This window comes from Paenibacillus lycopersici (assembly GCF_010119935.1).
GTDB classification, from domain to species: domain Bacteria; phylum Bacillota; class Bacilli; order Paenibacillales; family Paenibacillaceae; genus Paenibacillus_Z; species Paenibacillus_Z lycopersici.
The window spans coordinates 1,888,777-1,905,623 of the sequence record NZ_CP048209.1; the positions used below are offsets into that span (position 1 = coordinate 1,888,777).

A 16,847-nucleotide genomic window follows, 5' to 3' on the forward strand; every position below is an offset into this window, starting at 1 on the left:
TTTGGATAAGACTGGATATAATGGGAGTACAGACAAGACGGGTCAATGCCTGAATAGAAACGAGAAGGATAAAGGGAGAGGTTCAAAGTGTCATTTGTTCAATTGAGAAGCGGAATGCGGAGGAGTAGGAGCCGGAGTATGACAATGAGGCGCGATCATGGCAATGATGGAAGCACAGCTTCCCAGACGGTGGAATTGGATGTACTGGACATTCTGGAGCAGCTTGGCATTGATCGTACGAATTGGCCGGATGACCTGCCGCCCTTGCAAGGTAAGCAATCATAAGTAGTCTGCCGCATACATAATCATAAGCATGATAAAAAAAACCATGGCCGGCTTCGAGCGGCTATGGTTTTTAACATGTATAAGCATAGGTTCGGCGAAGATGAAGGAAGGAGGCGGAAGCCGATAACGTCATTGCTTCTTCGCACGGGTTACTTCATGTTCCGAGCGGCGCGAACGAAAGCGATGAAATTACGCGCTTCCTCTGGCGATAATTTAACGCCATCTATAGTTAAATCGAATTTGTGAAGGATTTCTTCTTCGGAGAGCTCCAATTGATCGACGAATTCTCGAACGGGCTCATCCAAATTCATATGAGGAATAGCGGTTCGTCCGACTAGATAGTCGACGGACACGTTGAACAAATCGGCGAACTTCGACAACGTCTCCGAGTCCGGTTCGCGACGGTTTTTCTCGTAATGGGACAGCGCCGCACGCGAAATGCCAAGCAATCCGGCGGTCTGTTCCTGAGTCCAACCCCGATCTTCCCTCAGTTTAAAAATGATATTCCCAATGTTCATATTTCTCCTCCTAACTAGCTATAACTCCATATTATAACGAAATGCTTCCAAATGCATTGGATGAAACAAAATGTCGCAATATTCGTTTGAAAAAAAATGTATAGCTGAAGTAACCATCTCGTTGTCAATGAAATGTTACGTTTTGTAACGTGATATTGCTATTATTCACAAAAAAATAGAATTTATTCATATCACCTGTATCAATCATACTGACGAATGTATAAAGCTTGACAAGATACGAACTGTATCATAATATCTGTGATAACTGGGAGTCGTTAAACAAGAGGAGCGTATGTAGATGGTTAATTATGAATTCGATTTGAATTCAATGCCAAATGAATTAAAGCTGCTGTTATTGATTTTGAGATCTGAAAGCGATTCTAACCAGGCACTTCGATCCTTGAAGAATGCTAGTAATATAGATTGGAATTATTTCATTGAATTAGCGCAGCATCATAGAGTGTATCCGGTGATTTATGAATATTTGAAAAGTATTGAAAGCGATTTAGTTCCTGAGCGTGTAAGAAGTAAATTGCATGATCTATATACTAGGAATTTATTTCAAATGCTCTCTTTAAGCGGTGAATTAATCTTAATTAGCAACATGTTCCGAGTAAATCGTATTAGGTGGCTTGTATTAAAAGGTCCTGTATTAGCGGAATTATTATATGGTGATATTTCTTTACGGACATCTAAGGACTTAGATATTATTATTTCACATACGGATATTGACAATGTAAGAGCTGCTCTTGAACAGGCCGGCTACGTGCAACAGGATGAAACAGGCTCTAGTGCCTTCACTCGTTTGAAAGAGCATCATTTAACTTTTATGCACCCCCAAAAGAGAATACAGCTTGAAATTCATTGGAGACTAAACTGGAGCGTATGGGGTGAACCGTCATTTGATCAAATGTGGGAACGTAGAGATAAAATCCAGTTTAAAGGTACATCCATTAATGTGCTGAGCCCTGAGGATTTATTTTTCAGCTTAGTCACTCATGGAACTCGGCATGGGTGGTTTCGACTACGTTGGCTTTATGATATGGATCGACTTGTTAAGAAGGATTTGAATTGGGACAAAATTATCCAAATCATGAATGAATATAAGATGCCCTATCTAGGCGCACAAGTATTACTTTTACTGTTTTGGATGTTTAATAGACCTGTAAGTGAGAAGATAGCCTTATTTAAGCCGAATAAAAAGGCTTATATACTAGCTCAAATGTCAGCAGGCTTGATACAAGGTAAAAATGTTCGACGGTATACATTATGGATTTTGAATTTTACTGGAAAAATAGCGTATGTTCTAGATTATTTTCATCCTAAACCTTGGGATATTAATACATTGCCATTGCCAAGAATGCTAAAGTTTTTATATATTCCATTACGCCCAGTATTATATGTATGGAGATCATACAAAAGACAAAGAGTAACTAAAGAGCATTAATTCAGGAATTGCCGATACGCGATATCGTTCCCGAGTCGATTATGTTTTTTCATTCTGTAATCTAGCATAAGCGTATATTGGTTGCGTTTGAATAGCCGTGGTGCTGCACTCCGGCTTGCATTCATCCCCGCATTGCCCCATTTGAGCTATAGTAATGCTAATTGAACACGTTGTAGGTCTCTCTCACCATCTTCACACTTCACTCCTAATTTCTTGGACGTAAAAGACCTCGAGAAGCGCTGTGTCACAGATGCACTGCTTCTCCTCCATATTGTCATGATGTCCATCATGGCTACTGCTTCGTCATATCAATCCATTATCAAAGGCCTGAACGTAAGACCTTATGGGAAACGTGCAGCTCATATAGGGGCATCACAAAACATCTAATGACACCGTGATCTGGGTATGTTTTCTTATGATACAAATAGTATCAATAGGAGGGGTTGCAGTCGTGTTGAGGTCACTTGCCGAAAAAAATAGAGTTAACCAACAACTATTCCTACTACAAGTACTGCGAGGAGTTGCAGCCATAAGCGTGGCACTCTCTCATGGGACGCACTTATTTGAAGATGATTACCATTTTGAACTATTTGGCGGTATCTTTAATTTGGGTTCATGGGGCGTCGATCTATTCTTCGTATTAAGTGGGTTTATTATTTTCCATGTTCATCAAAATGACATAGGCAATCGGCAAAAGCTGAAGGGGTTCATAACCAAAAGGTTTCTCCGGATCTTCCCTATTTATTGGATTGTTACTCTGCTTGTTTTGCCTCTTCTCTTCATTGCACCGTCATTAAGTGAGCAGACTAGCAGAGGCATAGGATTCATCCTAATGTCAATTATCTTATTCCCTCAAGAAGTACACCCGATTATTGGTGTAGCTTGGACATTAACGTATGAACTATTTTTCTATGCAATGTTTTCATTATTAATTCTCTTGCCTAAGAAATGGTCTTTTCCGATCATCGTTTCTTGGATTGCAGCAATAATTGGCTTTTTCATTATTGGGAACTGGGTTAATCTTGACAGTCTCAATTATTATTTGCGGTTCGTATTCAACCCTTTATGCTTGGAATTTATCTTTGGGGCAATGATTGCTTATTTTTGCGGAAAGTTTAAGCAAAAGATTGCTATGTTCGCCCCAATTTTCTTAGTAATCGGTTTATTGGGATTTACTGCAACTTGGATTATAAGTTTTAAACAAATATACGTGCCTCATCGCGTGCTATCCTGGGGAGTGTTCTCCGCTTTTCTTATTCTAGGTTGCGTCTTGATTGAGGGAATACGAAAGTTCAAAGTACCGAGAGTATTGACATACTTAGGTGATGCGTCATATTCCATCTATTTAATTCACGTCTTTTCCCTTTCAGTATTTAACAAGATGAATAATATCGTTTTTTCTCGATTCAGTCTTATTCAAGGAATTATGATTGTGTTTTTAACAATCGTTACCGGATGCTTGTGTTATACAATTGTCGAAAGGCCGACTTTGAAATTCTTACGTAACCGAAGTAAAGCTGCTACAAAATCACAACCATTAGTAAAAGGTTCATTTTAACGATGAAGACACGGGCGCTTCAACTGAGGGGGCGTCTTTTCTATTGTCCGAATGGCGTCGATATCCGAATTGTAGCACGACCTCAACTCGAAGGAGCGGGCGTTAATATTCACGACTAGTCCGCCCTAGAAGAGGCCTCTAGGCCTTTCTAGACATTCATCCGATAGTCGATCGCTTGTAGAGACTTCCCATCGTTCCACCGATCCTTATTGTATCTGTTAAAGAAATAATCACTTGACAATGATACATACTGTAACTTATCGTAGGAGTGTAACAAGTACCCCTATTTTAGTACCTAAATGGAGATCCGGAAGAGAGAGAAAGTTCCGCTTGACAAGATACATATTGTATCATAAAGTTTAGTTATTGATACAAATAGTGTCATAGGTAATGGGAAAAGGTACTTATTGCACTGTTGCATTCAACTCATAAAAGTAAAGCAGGAGGTAAAAATGGAATTGGAATTTAAGGATATTTCCAGAGTCATTAAAAAGAGAATGTGGATTATTATCTCACTCGTTTTAATTGCATGTGTCGTGAGCGGACTGCTAAGTAAATACTATATTAATCCAACTTATTACGCGAGTGCAAAGTTAATTATTAATAATACGAATAATGTTTCTGGAAATGCAAAAATTGATTTGAATACACTAAACGCTAATATACAGCTCATTAATACTTATAAGGAAGTCATAAAAACCCCAATTATTCTAGATCAGGTTGTTGCAGATCATCCAGAGCTTCGACTTTCTTCAGCGGGAATCAATTCAAGAATGAGTGTGTCGTCAAAAGCGGGCTCCCAAGTAATGACTATCGGAATCCAAGATACATCTCAAGCAAGGGCCGCTGACGTAGTAAATGCCGTAATAGAGACCTTCAAAAATGAAATTCCAAAATTAATGAAAGTAGACAATGTGACTATATTAAGTAAAGCTTTGCATGCAAAGCATCCTGTTCCGACTAGCCCTAACACAAAATTGAATATCATTGTCGCTTTCTTGGCTTCATTGGCTCTGTCGCTATTTGTAGTATTTATGTTGGAGTATGTCAACGACTCTATCAAGACTGAAAAAGACATCGAAAATATGCTGAACATAACCGTACTTGCAGCGATTACGAAAAGCAGTAAGAAAGATTTATTAAGACATAGACGCGCATCCACCACCCAAAGAGGAATGGGGGAGAAATCACTTGCCAACAACAGTAATTAGTAAAAGCAATCGTCTCATTACCGAACTGAATCCTAGGTCGTCTGTTCCGGAATCATACAGACTATTAAAGGCGAATATTGAATATTCCTCATCGGAAGAGACCGCGAAATGCATATTAGTGACTTCCATGCAGTCTGAATCAAGCAAAGCAATTACGATTTCTAATTTAGCCATTGTATATGCCCTTGAAGGTAAGAGTGTCTTGGTCATTGATGCCGACTTATATGAACCGTCATTAGATCAAGTATTCAGCTCCAATGGGTTAGGTTTATCCAACGTATTAGATGGTCATAATCTGCCGAATGATGTCATTTCAGAAACGCATATATCGAACATTTCCTTTGTTTCGACAGGTCAAGTATCACTTAACTCATTTGGTCATTTTACTTCGGAACGAATGCGGGATTTCCTATCCGTTGTAAAAAGTCAGTTCGACATTGTACTGATTACGTCCCCTCCTGTTCTAGACGCGACCGAAGCATCGGTTATTTCAGCGCTTTGCGATGGTACTGTTCTGGTAATAGAACATGCCAAAGTCAAACGGGAAGCAGCTCAGAAAGCTATATCCCAACTCAACAAAACCAAATGTCGACTTCTTGGAGCGGTATTGGTCAACGCACCTGTAAAGAAAAAAACAAAAAACTAAGTTCATATTCATAGTTGAACATAAGGTAATGTCTACTGTACCTATATCACTGTAGGCACTCGGTTATACTGTGGGTTCGTAACTTTGAACCTTAGACGCGGGTCGTCGATGGTGTGATGTGAGGTGAGGTTTGATGCCTTTCCACACTAGTTTTGCTGAGTTAATGAATTCGTATCGATGAATATGCCACATGAGTGAATGATTTTTCATAAGAGGCAGTTCAAAAGGGGCAGATGGAGATGAAGGTTAGAAAAGCAATTATCCCGGCTGCGGGTTTAGGGACGAGGTTTCTGCCGGCAACGAAAGCCATGCCTAAAGAAATGCTGCCTATCGTTGATAAACCAACGATCCAATATATCGTTGAAGAGGCTATCGAATCAGGGATTGAAGACATTATTATCGTCACTGGAAAAGGAAAAAGAGCGATTGAAGATCATTTCGATAGTTCCTTTGAATTGGAACAGAACTTGCTGGAAAAAGGAAAAATTGAATTGTTAAATGCGGTCCAAAAGTCTTCAAAGATGGTTGATATTCATTATATTCGTCAAAAGGAAGCCAAGGGGCTGGGGCATGCTGTATGGTGTGCAAGAAAGTTTATTGGAAATGAGCCTTTTGCGGTTTTGCTCGGCGATGACATCGTGCAGGCGGATAAACCATGTTTAAAGCAATTAATTGAGCAATACGAACGTTATCAAACCTCCGTTATAGGCGTACAAAAAGTTTCAGATGATGAAGTGTCCAGATACGGGATCGTTGATGGCAGAGAAATACATAGCGATTTATTTAGCGTAAGCCAACTCGTCGAAAAACCAAAAAGAGAAGATGCCCCTTCGAATTACGCCATTATGGGGCGTTATGTTCTTAGTCCCAAAATCTTTGATGTCTTATCGCATCAGAGCCCAGGTGCCGGCGGAGAAATCCAATTGACTGATGCGTTAGAGGAATTGAACAATTTTGAAGCGGTATACGCCTATAATTTCAACGGCATCAGATATGATGTTGGCGAGAAAATGGGCTTTATTAAGACTACGATTGAATTTGCTTTGAAGAGAGAGGATCTTCGAGCTGGTTTATTGCAGTACCTTAATGAAATTATTGAAAAAGAAATCAAACTTGAACTCGTAATATGATCATCCATTAAGGCTGCTATTCATTCATAAGAGAGTTAGGGAGGGTAGTCACGTTGAAAGTGTGGTTATTGAAAGAAGGAGAGCCTCTCCCAAGTGATAATTCCGGAGATCGTTTATTTAGAATGGGTATGTTGGCGGAAGAATTAGCTAAAAAAGGGCACGAGGTTATTTGGTGGAGTTCAACATTCAATCATACGAAAAAACAATACCGACATAAAGAGGATAAGCAAATCTCCATCGCTCATAATTATAAACTCGAACTTATTCATTCTATTTCATACAAAGGAAATATTTCATTAAGGCGAGTTATCCATCAAACGCATACAGCGAAGAAGTTTGCTAGACGTGCAAGACAACTACCACGACCAGATCTTATTTTTTGCGCGATGCCTACAATCGACCTGGCCTATGAAGCAGCAAAATTAGGTACGGAATATAACATACCTGTTGTTCTTGACATCCGGGATCTATGGCCGGATATTTATGCGGATTACTTCCCGGCTCCCTTAAAAAACATTGTTAAATTCATGTCTTCATTTAGTCGCAGAACACTAAGTCAGGCTTGTAATCAGGCGTATGCAATAACGGGATTAACTACAGAATATTTAAATTGGGGAATTAATTACGCAAATCGTCTGCAAAGCAGCTGGGATCGGGTATTTCCGTTGGGTTACAAAACAATAACGTATGATGACAAACAATTAGAGGACGGTATTTCCTTTTTTGAACAACAAGGGATAGCGAGCGACGATTTTATTGCTTGCTTCTTTGGGCAAATCGGATATGCAGTAGACCTTGATACTGTGTTGCAAGCTGCTGAATTAACAAGGGAAAACAAACGTATTAAATATGTATTATGTGGAACGGGAGAAAAACTTGAAGGTCTCAAGGCAAAAGCAAAAGGATTATCCAATGTATATTTTCCGGGTTGGGTAGATGCCAATCAAATCCAGGCATTAATGCGGATATCGAAAGTTGGAATCATTCCCTATAAACAAAGTAAGAACTATGAAATGAATTTACCTAATAAATTTGCCGAATACTTATCGGGCGCCTTGCCGATGCTTTTATCGGTTCGAGGTATAATGAAAGAAACTTGTGAAGCAAATCAATGTGGTCATTATTATGAAAATGAGATTGATTTAGCAAATTATTTGTATGAATTAGAGCTTAATGAAAGTGTTCGACAAGAAATGTCGAAAAATTCAAAAAAATTGTTCGATAATCATTTTAAAGCAGAGAAAATCTATGATGAAATTTCCAATTATTTAGTGCAAATTGTTGATAATCATAAAGCTGAAATTAAAAGCACAGCGCTACTGGCAAGTAAATAGTATTTAATTTTTTTATTGACTAGGGGATGAATATGAGAGTACTAATCGTTGGAAGCGGATATGTAGGACTAACAACTGGCAGCGCTTTGGCCTATCTCGGACATGAAATTACGCTCTTAGATATTGATGCGGATCGTATTATGCGTTTAAAAGACGGGGAAGTTCCAATCCATGAAAAAGGTTTAAATGAACTACTCTCTGAAGCAAGGCATAATATGAATTTTATTAGCACGTGGAACGACTTCGATTCGTCTGCTGATATTGTTATCATCGCAGTCGGAACACCAAACAAAGGTAATGGTGATGTTGATCTTACCTATGTTGAGGTCGTGGCAAAGAGCATTGGAGAAAGATTAAATCCAGACTCCGAAACGATTATCATCAATAAGTCAACGGTTCCTATTGGATCGGCTAGACGAGTGAAAACAATCATCGAGCAAGAACTCAAGAAGCGGAATATTGTAAAAAGCATCGATGTAGCATCAAACCCCGAATTTCTAAGAGAGGGCGAGGCGCTGTTTGATACGCTCTACCCGGATCGAATCGTTATAGGGACAGAGTCTCAATCTGCAACGAATCGCTTGCTTAATCTATATAAGCCATTATTGGAGCAATCATTTATTCCACCGATTTCAATTAAACGTCCAGAGGGCTTGCCTCTTCCGAGTATTATAACAACAAGTCCAACAAGTGCTGAATTAATCAAGTATGCGGCTAATTCTTTTCTAGCCATGAAAATCTCGTTTATTAATGAATTCGCAGGCCTTGCTGAATTAGTGGGGGCAGATATTAAAGAAGTTACAAAAGGGATTGGCCAAGATTCCCGAATTGGATCGCGGTTTTTAAATGCGGGTATCGGTTGGGGCGGAAGCTGCTTTGGGAAAGATACAGCTGCCATCATGTATACGGCAAATCAGTATAATTTTGAAATGCCTTTGGTGCATGCAACAATAAAGACCAATTATAAGCAGCGTGAAAGTATCATAAGGAAACTTCAGTCCGAACTTAAAGTACTTCGCGGATCGACGATTGGTGTTCTGGGGTTGGCGTTCAAACCGAATACTGATGATCTACGGGATGCGCCTTCGATCGATATTATTAGAGGGCTATTGGAACTGGGGGCAAATGTAAAGGTGTTTGATCCAGTTGCCATGAATAACTGCAAGAAACAATATCCGAATTTAAACGTTGTGTATACGCAGTCTGCCGATGAAATCTTCGAAGATAGTCATGGCGTTGTATTAATTACGGAATGGGAAGAGTTTTTACACTTACCGTACTTAAAACTAGCGAATCAGATGAAAAACAAACTGATTATTGATGGACGTAACGTGTTGGATAAAGAACTTATGTTGAAATGCGGCGTTTCTTATAAAGGCATTGGTAGGGGCGAATAACAATGAGATTTCTAGTTACAGGCGGAGCGGGATTCATTGGAAGCCACCTTGTTGATAAACTGTTGGCTGGGCACCATGAAGTAATGGTCATTGATAATTATGATCCTTATTATAGCAGGGAAATTAAAGAGCAGCATATTAAGCAACATATAACGAATCCCAATTACCGATTGCTTGAAGCGGATATTCGTGATAGACAATTGATTTTTGATGCATTCGCTACGTATCGTCCTGAGACTGTTATTCACCTCGCAGCAAAGGCAGGCGTAAGGCCTTCTCTAGAAAATCCCTCCCAGTATGTAGATGTTAATATTAATGGAACCGTTAATATTCTAGATGCTTCCGTTAAGTTCAATGTAGCGAAAATGATTTTTGGGTCCTCTAGCTCGGTGTATGGTTTGAATGAAAAAGTTCCATTCGCAGAGCTAGACCCTATATTAAATCAGGCATCCCCTTATGGAGCGACCAAAGCTTCCGGAGAGGCAATATGCAGAAGCTATAACCATTGTTTTAATCTCCCTGTGGTAGCACTGAGGTTTTTCACAGTGTATGGACCTAGACAACGGCCGGATCTGGCCATTCATAAATTCACTAAACAAATCCTAATGAATGAACCGATCACCTTATTCGGAGATGGTTCCACTAGCCGTGATTATACTTATGTTGAAGATATTGTGGATGGAATAATAGCATCTGCCTACTATCAATCAGAGAAGTACGAAGTATTTAATTTAGGGAATGACCGTCCAACCAAATTATCGGAACTGGTTGCGAGCATTGAAAGTCTGCTTGGAAAAAAAGCAATCATAAATTGGCTGCCGGAACAGCTAGGGGATGTACCGCGTACCTGGGCTAATATTGAGAAGTCAAAATCATTGTTGGGCTATCAGCCGCGTATCGATATCAATAATGGTTTAAGATTATTTATTGACTGGTTTTGCGATAATAACCAAACCATGGGGATCAGATGATGAAGTAGGGGCTGTGTTTCTATGTTGAGAATAGCTGTAGTGGGCCACTTCGGAAAAGGTCATAAGTTGGCTAACGGTCAAACCATTAAAACAAAAACCATCACTGATGAACTGATGAAACAAGATGGAACCAAGGTGAGCACGATCGATACACATAATTGGAGGCGAAACCCAATCGCCTTGCTGATGAATTGTATCAAAGTAATGATGACCTGCAAGCATATCGTTGTTCTTCCAGCGTATAACGGAATAAAAGTTATTGTTCCGTTATTTATTTTTTTGAATTTCTTTTTCAGAAGGAAGATTCATTATGTAGTTATCGGAGGGTGGCTGCCTGAGTTTTTGAACCAAAATAGAAAACTGCTTTATTTTGTGAAAAAGTTAAATAGCATTCATGTTGAAAGCTATACAATGATTTCTAACTTAAGGAAATTTGGAGTGGAGAAGACATTCTATCTTCCTAATTTCAAAAGTATAAATCAACTTCAAGAACATGAATTGGTGTATGCAAGTCATATTCCATATAAGTTATGTACGTTTTCTCGAGTTCTAAAGGAAAAGGGAATCGAAGATGCCATTGAAGCAGTATGCCACATTAATGAAAAGTATAATAAAATCATGTTTACTTTGGACATTTATGGGGAAATAGATCCGGGATATAAAGCTCGATTTGATAGCTTTATGAATAAACATGAGTACATCAGCTATAAAGGTATCGTTGCATACACTGATTCGGTCGAAACATTGAAAAAATACTTTATGCTGGTGTTTCCAACTTATTATTACGGCGAAGGTTTTGCAGGTACGTTGCTTGATGCATTTGCATCCGGTTTACCCGTACTTGCATCAAACTGGAAATACAACAATGAGATTGTAAAAGATGGCGTAAACGGATTGCTATTCGATCTTGGTCAAGAAAATCTGCAATCCAAGCTTGAATACATACTTTCGAAGCCGGATTTAATACACGAGTTCAAATCCAATTGTCTTAAAGAGTATGATAACTATCGTCCAGACATTGTCATAACTCGCTTCTTGTCCATCATCAACAATAATGGATCTAACAAATCTACAGCTAAGAAGGCCACGGCTGCGGCTGAGGAAAAGTGATTTCATTGGTTAGGGTTGATCTGTCCGAATAAGTTAGGGGGAGCGGGAGATTGAGCAAAAATGTCGCACTGTTTATCCCGGCACTTCCATTTGGGGGTGCTGAGAGAGTTGTCCAGAGGCTTTCAAGCATATTAGGGGATACGTACAATTTATTTATTATTGTCTTTGACGGAAGTATTATGAAGTACAAATGCGCTTGTGAAATCATTGATATGAACATACCATCAAATAAATCGAAATTCAAAAAAATAATTGCAATATTTTCTAGGACGAAAAAATTCAATCGTATAGTTGCCGAGAATAATATCGACGCGGTTATCAGCTTCCTCGACGGGGCCAATATGATAAATCTGTTATCGAATACAAAACATAAGAAAATCATATCGGTTAGAAATTATAAAGCAAGCGAAAAAAACCTCTCGATGATGACGAAAATATCTGATTTTCTTCTGAGTAAATTATATAACCGGACTCACGGCGTTGTATCGGTATCAAGAATCATTGCTCAAAATTTAGAGAACGATTATGGTGTCGATTCCAATAAGATCAAGGTTATTTATAATCCTTATGATATAAATGAAATTACAAATCTGGCTATGGAAAAACTCGAATCACAACATATAGATTTTTATAACAATTCAAAAGTTATTATTTCTGTTGGGCGTAAGATGCACCAAAAAGGATTCTGGCACCTAATAAAATCATTCAGCTTGATTAAACAGCATATAAAGAATGCAAGATTGGTTATTATTGGCGATGGAGAGCAGGACGATCTGATCAAAGGATTAATCCAAGAGCTTAAACTGGAGGGAGAAGTATTATTAACAGGTCATCAATCGAATCCCTTTAAGTTCATTAGTAAAAGCGATGTTTATGTGATGACATCATTATTCGAAGGCTTTCCCAATTCGCTCGTGGAAGCAATGGCATGCAGAAAGCCGATCGTAAGCACGGATTGTAAATCAGGTCCAAGGGAAATTCTTTATCAAGAAAGTAACATAGATAGGATAGCCCATCAGATTGAATTTGCTGATTATGGAGTACTGGTACCGCCTTTAACGGAAAAAGAAAACTGGGATTCAAATAGTATTGAGGATTGCGAAGTTGTTTTATCTCAAGCCGTAGTTGAAATTTTGGAAAATGCGAAGGCTCGCGAAGAGTATAGCATACGAGCTTTCGAGCGAGCCCACGAATTCGATTATCAGCGATGTAAAAAAGCCTTTATTGAAATAATCGATTAAACTTCCTTAAGTGAAAAGGTGTGATGCAATTGCTAAATAATGTCCGAATAATCAGTGGGAGTACGCTATTAGCAAGAAGGCGAGAAGACTTATTCAGATGGAGTTTGGTAGAGAAACTAACGATGTTTATGTTCTTAATGTATATGATATCCTATCATATATTTTCTTTTAAAGCGCAATCTCTTATTATTTCGGAAGTTATATTACTAACGTTGAGTGGACTATTTATTTTTTATATTTTAGAAAGATCGAGACTAATATTCGGCAGGTACATGTGGTTTATTAGTCTTTTATTTATCTGGGCTATAATAACCTATTTTTGGGCACCGGAAAGTCAAATTACATACAGTAAAGTGATTGCTGTAGGGCAGCTATGCCTGGTTTCTTACTTAATATATAATTACCTGGATGATAAGGTTAAAGTGGAAAAATCACTAATGATGGTTTTCTATTCCTATATTGGTTTAGCCATATACACTATTTATGTATATGGTTTTATTAATTTATTTAGCGGGTCTGTTACACAGCGAATTGGCTCTGACATAAGTCAAATAAATATTCTAGGTATGTCGCTATCAATCGGCGCTTTAATGAGCTTTTACTACGCGTTCTATTTAAGAAAATACATTTACTATGCGGCATGTATTTTCTTGATACTCCTTTCCGCCTTTACGGCGTCCAGAAAAGCTTTAGTGGTCTTACTTCTGGGACTGTTGTATCTACTCTTCATGAAAAATAAATCCAAGAAAATCATAAGAACATTTTTACTGATTGTTACCGTGGGCACAGTTGTCTACTTCATATTGCAGCTCCCGATGTTTGATACCTTAATGCTAAGAATGACTGAATTTTTCGATTTTTTTTCGAATGATGGTGGAGCCGATAACTCGACGATCGAAAGGTCGAATATGATAAGCCTGGGATGGGATCTGTTTATGAAGAGACCATTAACAGGATATGGGTACGATTCCTTTAGGTATTTCTTGGCGAAAGACACCGGCAGATATACGTACTCACATAACAATTTCATTGAGATGCTGGTGAATGGCGGAATCATTGCGTTTCTCAGTTATTATGGCATGTACGTATATTGCTTCATAAAATTATTTAGAATATCGGATACAACGTCAATATTATTAGTGACTTTGCTATTAGCACAGCTTATTGGCGATTTTGCCGTCGTATCTTATTATTCAAAAATAACATACGTGTTCTTCGCGATATGCTTTGCTTACATTAGGTTAAACGATAAAGAGAAGATTAACAAAAGCGTGTAATGCTTGCTATGACATTTATAACTTACAATACAGAAAAAAGAATGGTAGATAGGGAGGAGATATAACGATGAAAGAACAGTTCATGAACGAAACGTCAGCATCATTGGAATTTGTGTTACCAAGTGTGATCCAGAAGAAAAGTTACTATTTATTATTTAAACGGCTTAGCGAAGTTGTGTTATCCTGTATAATTTTTGCCTTACTCATTCCGATTATCGCTATATCCGTAGTCGCAATCTTAGTGGAGTCACCTGGGCCGGTATTTTATGTTCAAGAGAGAGTAGGATGGAAAGGTCAGCTATTTAAAGTCATTAAGCTGCGTTCTATGAGGGTGGATGCTGAGAAAAACGGAGCACAATGGGCAATGGTGAACGATCCGAGAGTAACGCGAGTCGGCAGCTTCATACGTAAAACAAGAATCGATGAGCTTCCGCAGCTCATAAATGTGATAAAAGGTGATATGAGTCTGATTGGGCCTAGACCAGAGAGGCCTATTTTTGTTGCTCAATTTAACGAGCAAGTGCCAGGCTTTATCCAGAGATTACTTGTAAAGCCAGGGCTTTCCGGTTGGGCGCAAGTCAACGGCGGATATGATATTTCAGTGAAAGAAAAACTCGATTTGGATATGTATTATATTCAGAACATGTCGTTCGCGTTAGACATGAAAATATTGTTGAAAACAATAAAAGTTGTTTTTACAGGAGAAGGCGCAAGATAAATTAGAGTCTTTGGAGGGGGAACTATGAAGGTATTAGTAACCGGCGGGGCAGGATTTATCGGCTCACATGTTGTAAATGCATTGATCCAGAATGATCATAATGTGATTGTAGTTGATAATCTTTCAACAGGCAGCAAAGAAAAGCTTCATTCCGATGTTAAACACTATCAAGTCGATATTACTTCGGAGGACTTGTTCGATGTGGTCAATGAAGAGAGGCCTGCGGCGATAATCCATCATGCTGCGCAAATCGATGTGCAGCTGTCGTTGAAGGAACCTGTTTATGACGCAAGGGTCAATATTTTAGGCACATTGAATTTATTGGAAGCGGCTAGGAAGACCGGTGTTGAAAAAATAGTTTATGCGTCATCAGCTGCAGCATATGGGAATCCGTTATATCTGCCAGTCGATGAAAACCATCCAGTTGCCCCGATTTCATTTTATGGTGCCTCCAAATTCACTCCGGAATTATATTTTGAACTCTATTCCAAGCTATATAATATTCGTTATGTAATTCTGAGGTACGCCAATGTGTATGGCATCGGTCAGGAAGTGAAAGGTGAAGGCGGTGTCGTTGCAGTTTTCATTAATCGATTCATAAATGGGGAAACACCCGTTATTTATGGGGATGGCGAACAAACGCGGGATTTTGTTTATGTTAAAGATATTGCAGAAGCGAATATTAATGCATTGCACTTCGGAAATGATGTCATTTGTAATATAAGCCGTAATGAACAAACGTCTATAAACGAATTAATTAATGTACTTGGCGATATCTCTGGGAATGGACTCATTCCCCGCTATGCAAAAGAAAGATTAGGTGACATCAAGCATAGCCGGTTAGATAATTCTGCTGCATTGAAAGAGCTGAATTGGAAGCCGAGATATAACTTATACAACGGATTAGAGGAAACCTTTACCTTTTACAATCAATATAAGAATGAAGTCATCCTGACTAGAATGTAGGGATCCCTAAAGAGAAACTACATTACTTCGTGAAACAGTGGATAAATCACGCTTGACATGTTACGAAATGTATCGTAAATTTTAATTGCGATACATTTCGTAATTGTGATGGCCGAAAATGCGCCTACTCTGGAAATACTGAGGTGAAAGTGTGTTCTCTCTAGCTTCCAAGATCGAACTCGACTATCCATTGCATAAATTAACGAGTATGAAGGTTGGCGGGCAGTGCACGTATTATATCGTTCCTAATTCAATTGATGAAGTAGTGGAAGTGAAAAGGAATTGCAGGCTGAGCAATACGCCAATATTCGTTCTTGGAAATGGTTCCAATATCATCGTTAATGATAGAGGCTTTGATGGAGTTGTCCTCCATATCGGCAAAGGCTTGAAAGAAATACAAGTAAATGAAGACCATGTCTATGCTGAAGCGGGAGTTGCGTTACCCCTACTCTCGAATTTAATGGCTAAGTACGGAATTGGCGGTTTCGAGTTCTATGCTGGTATTCCAGGAACAATTGGAGGTGCCGTTGTCATGAACGCCGGATGTATCGGTCATGACACCTCGGAAATCGTAAAATCCATTATTTATATTGATGAGAACGAAGAATTGCAAGAAGTGGAAGTGCATGATGCGAATTTTCATTTCCGATCGAGCAGGTTTCACGGACAGGCAGACATTATCGTAGCCGTTAAATTCCATCTGCGTTATGCAGATGATATTCAATTGGTTCAACAGAAGACTAAGATGGCCGCCGATATTAGAAAAGGCAAATTTCCAATAAATGTCGCCACTGTGGGGAGTACATTTAAGAGTCCTCCGGAAGGCCCGCATCCAGGGAGATTAATTGAAGAAGCCGGGTTGAAAGGCTACAAAATTGGTGGAGCAGAAATAAGTCACGTACATGCAAACTGGATCATTAATGACGGTTCGGCAACAGCAGATGATATTAGACGGCTAATTATTTTTATTAAAGAATCAGTATATATAAAATTCAATATTTTGCTGGAAGAAGAAGCCATATATGTATAAAAAGAAAT

Annotated in this window: 15 protein-coding genes; 14 read left to right on the forward strand and 1 reads right to left on the reverse strand. The window is 38.8% G+C overall.

Annotated elements, in window-relative coordinates; all coding sequences use genetic code 11:
* Positions 1–434: 434 nt before the first annotated feature.
* On the reverse strand, positions 435–803 hold the full coding sequence (locus tag GXP70_RS08055) for a helix-turn-helix domain-containing protein (protein WP_162355973.1): 369 nt from the start codon (positions 801–803) through the stop codon (positions 435–437).
* Between the two features lie 298 nt (positions 804–1,101).
* On the opposite strand from GXP70_RS08055, the gene GXP70_RS08060 reads away from it, so the two are divergent.
* The 14 genes from GXP70_RS08060 to murB all read left to right on the forward strand — a co-directional run bounded on the left by GXP70_RS08060 (position 1,102) and on the right by murB (position 16,839).
* Positions 1,102–2,250, forward strand: coding sequence for a nucleotidyltransferase domain-containing protein (locus tag GXP70_RS08060; protein ID WP_162355974.1), 1,149 nt, complete (start codon positions 1,102–1,104; stop codon positions 2,248–2,250).
* A gap of 451 nt (positions 2,251–2,701) precedes the next feature.
* Positions 2,702–3,808, forward strand: a complete 1,107-nt coding sequence (locus GXP70_RS08065) for an acyltransferase family protein (RefSeq protein ID WP_162355975.1) — start codon at positions 2,702–2,704, stop codon at positions 3,806–3,808.
* A gap of 452 nt (positions 3,809–4,260) precedes the next feature.
* Complete coding sequence (locus GXP70_RS08070) at positions 4,261–5,019, forward strand: YveK family protein (RefSeq protein ID WP_162355976.1); 759 nt, start codon at positions 4,261–4,263, stop codon at positions 5,017–5,019.
* Positions 5,000–5,665: a CpsD/CapB family tyrosine-protein kinase gene (locus GXP70_RS08075; RefSeq protein WP_162355977.1), complete on the forward strand. Its 666-nt coding sequence runs from the start codon at positions 5,000–5,002 to the stop codon at positions 5,663–5,665. The genes GXP70_RS08070 and GXP70_RS08075 overlap by 20 nt, the downstream gene beginning before the upstream one ends.
* A 239-nt stretch (positions 5,666–5,904) precedes the next feature.
* The gene (gene galU / locus GXP70_RS08080) at positions 5,905–6,795 is read left to right on the forward strand and encodes a UTP--glucose-1-phosphate uridylyltransferase GalU (protein WP_162355978.1); all 891 of its coding nucleotides are present in this window, start codon (positions 5,905–5,907) and stop codon (positions 6,793–6,795) included.
* Between the two features lie 59 nt (positions 6,796–6,854).
* On the forward strand, positions 6,855–8,129 hold the full coding sequence (locus GXP70_RS08085; RefSeq protein ID WP_225442841.1) for a glycosyltransferase family 4 protein: 1,275 nt from the start codon (positions 6,855–6,857) through the stop codon (positions 8,127–8,129).
* Positions 8,130–8,161: 32 nt separating this feature from the next.
* Positions 8,162–9,526: a UDP-glucose dehydrogenase family protein gene (locus GXP70_RS08090; protein ID WP_162355980.1), complete on the forward strand. Its 1,365-nt coding sequence runs from the start codon at positions 8,162–8,164 to the stop codon at positions 9,524–9,526.
* 2 nt (positions 9,527–9,528) lie between these two features.
* A complete protein-coding gene (locus GXP70_RS08095; protein ID WP_162355981.1) occupies positions 9,529–10,497 on the forward strand; it encodes a GDP-mannose 4,6-dehydratase in 969 nt (322 codons plus the stop codon).
* A 21-nt stretch (positions 10,498–10,518) separates the two neighbouring features.
* Positions 10,519–11,607, forward strand: coding sequence for a glycosyltransferase family 4 protein (locus tag GXP70_RS08100; RefSeq protein WP_162355982.1), 1,089 nt, complete (start codon positions 10,519–10,521; stop codon positions 11,605–11,607).
* A 50-nt stretch (positions 11,608–11,657) separates the two neighbouring features.
* Positions 11,658–12,848, forward strand: coding sequence for a glycosyltransferase (locus GXP70_RS08105; protein WP_162355983.1), 1,191 nt, complete (start codon positions 11,658–11,660; stop codon positions 12,846–12,848).
* A gap of 590 nt (positions 12,849–13,438) precedes the next feature.
* Positions 13,439–14,125: an O-antigen ligase family protein gene (locus GXP70_RS30260; RefSeq protein ID WP_225442842.1), complete on the forward strand. Its 687-nt coding sequence runs from the start codon at positions 13,439–13,441 to the stop codon at positions 14,123–14,125.
* An 82-nt stretch (positions 14,126–14,207) separates the two neighbouring features.
* Positions 14,208–14,843, forward strand: a complete 636-nt coding sequence (locus GXP70_RS08115) for a sugar transferase (RefSeq protein ID WP_192043471.1) — start codon at positions 14,208–14,210, stop codon at positions 14,841–14,843.
* Positions 14,844–14,867: 24 nt separating this feature from the next.
* Positions 14,868–15,809: an NAD-dependent epimerase/dehydratase family protein gene (locus GXP70_RS08120; RefSeq protein ID WP_162355986.1), complete on the forward strand. Its 942-nt coding sequence runs from the start codon at positions 14,868–14,870 to the stop codon at positions 15,807–15,809.
* A 151-nt stretch (positions 15,810–15,960) separates the two neighbouring features.
* Complete coding sequence (murB, locus tag GXP70_RS08125; RefSeq protein WP_225442718.1) at positions 15,961–16,839, forward strand: UDP-N-acetylmuramate dehydrogenase; 879 nt, start codon at positions 15,961–15,963, stop codon at positions 16,837–16,839.
* Positions 16,840–16,847: the final 8 nt, after the last annotated feature.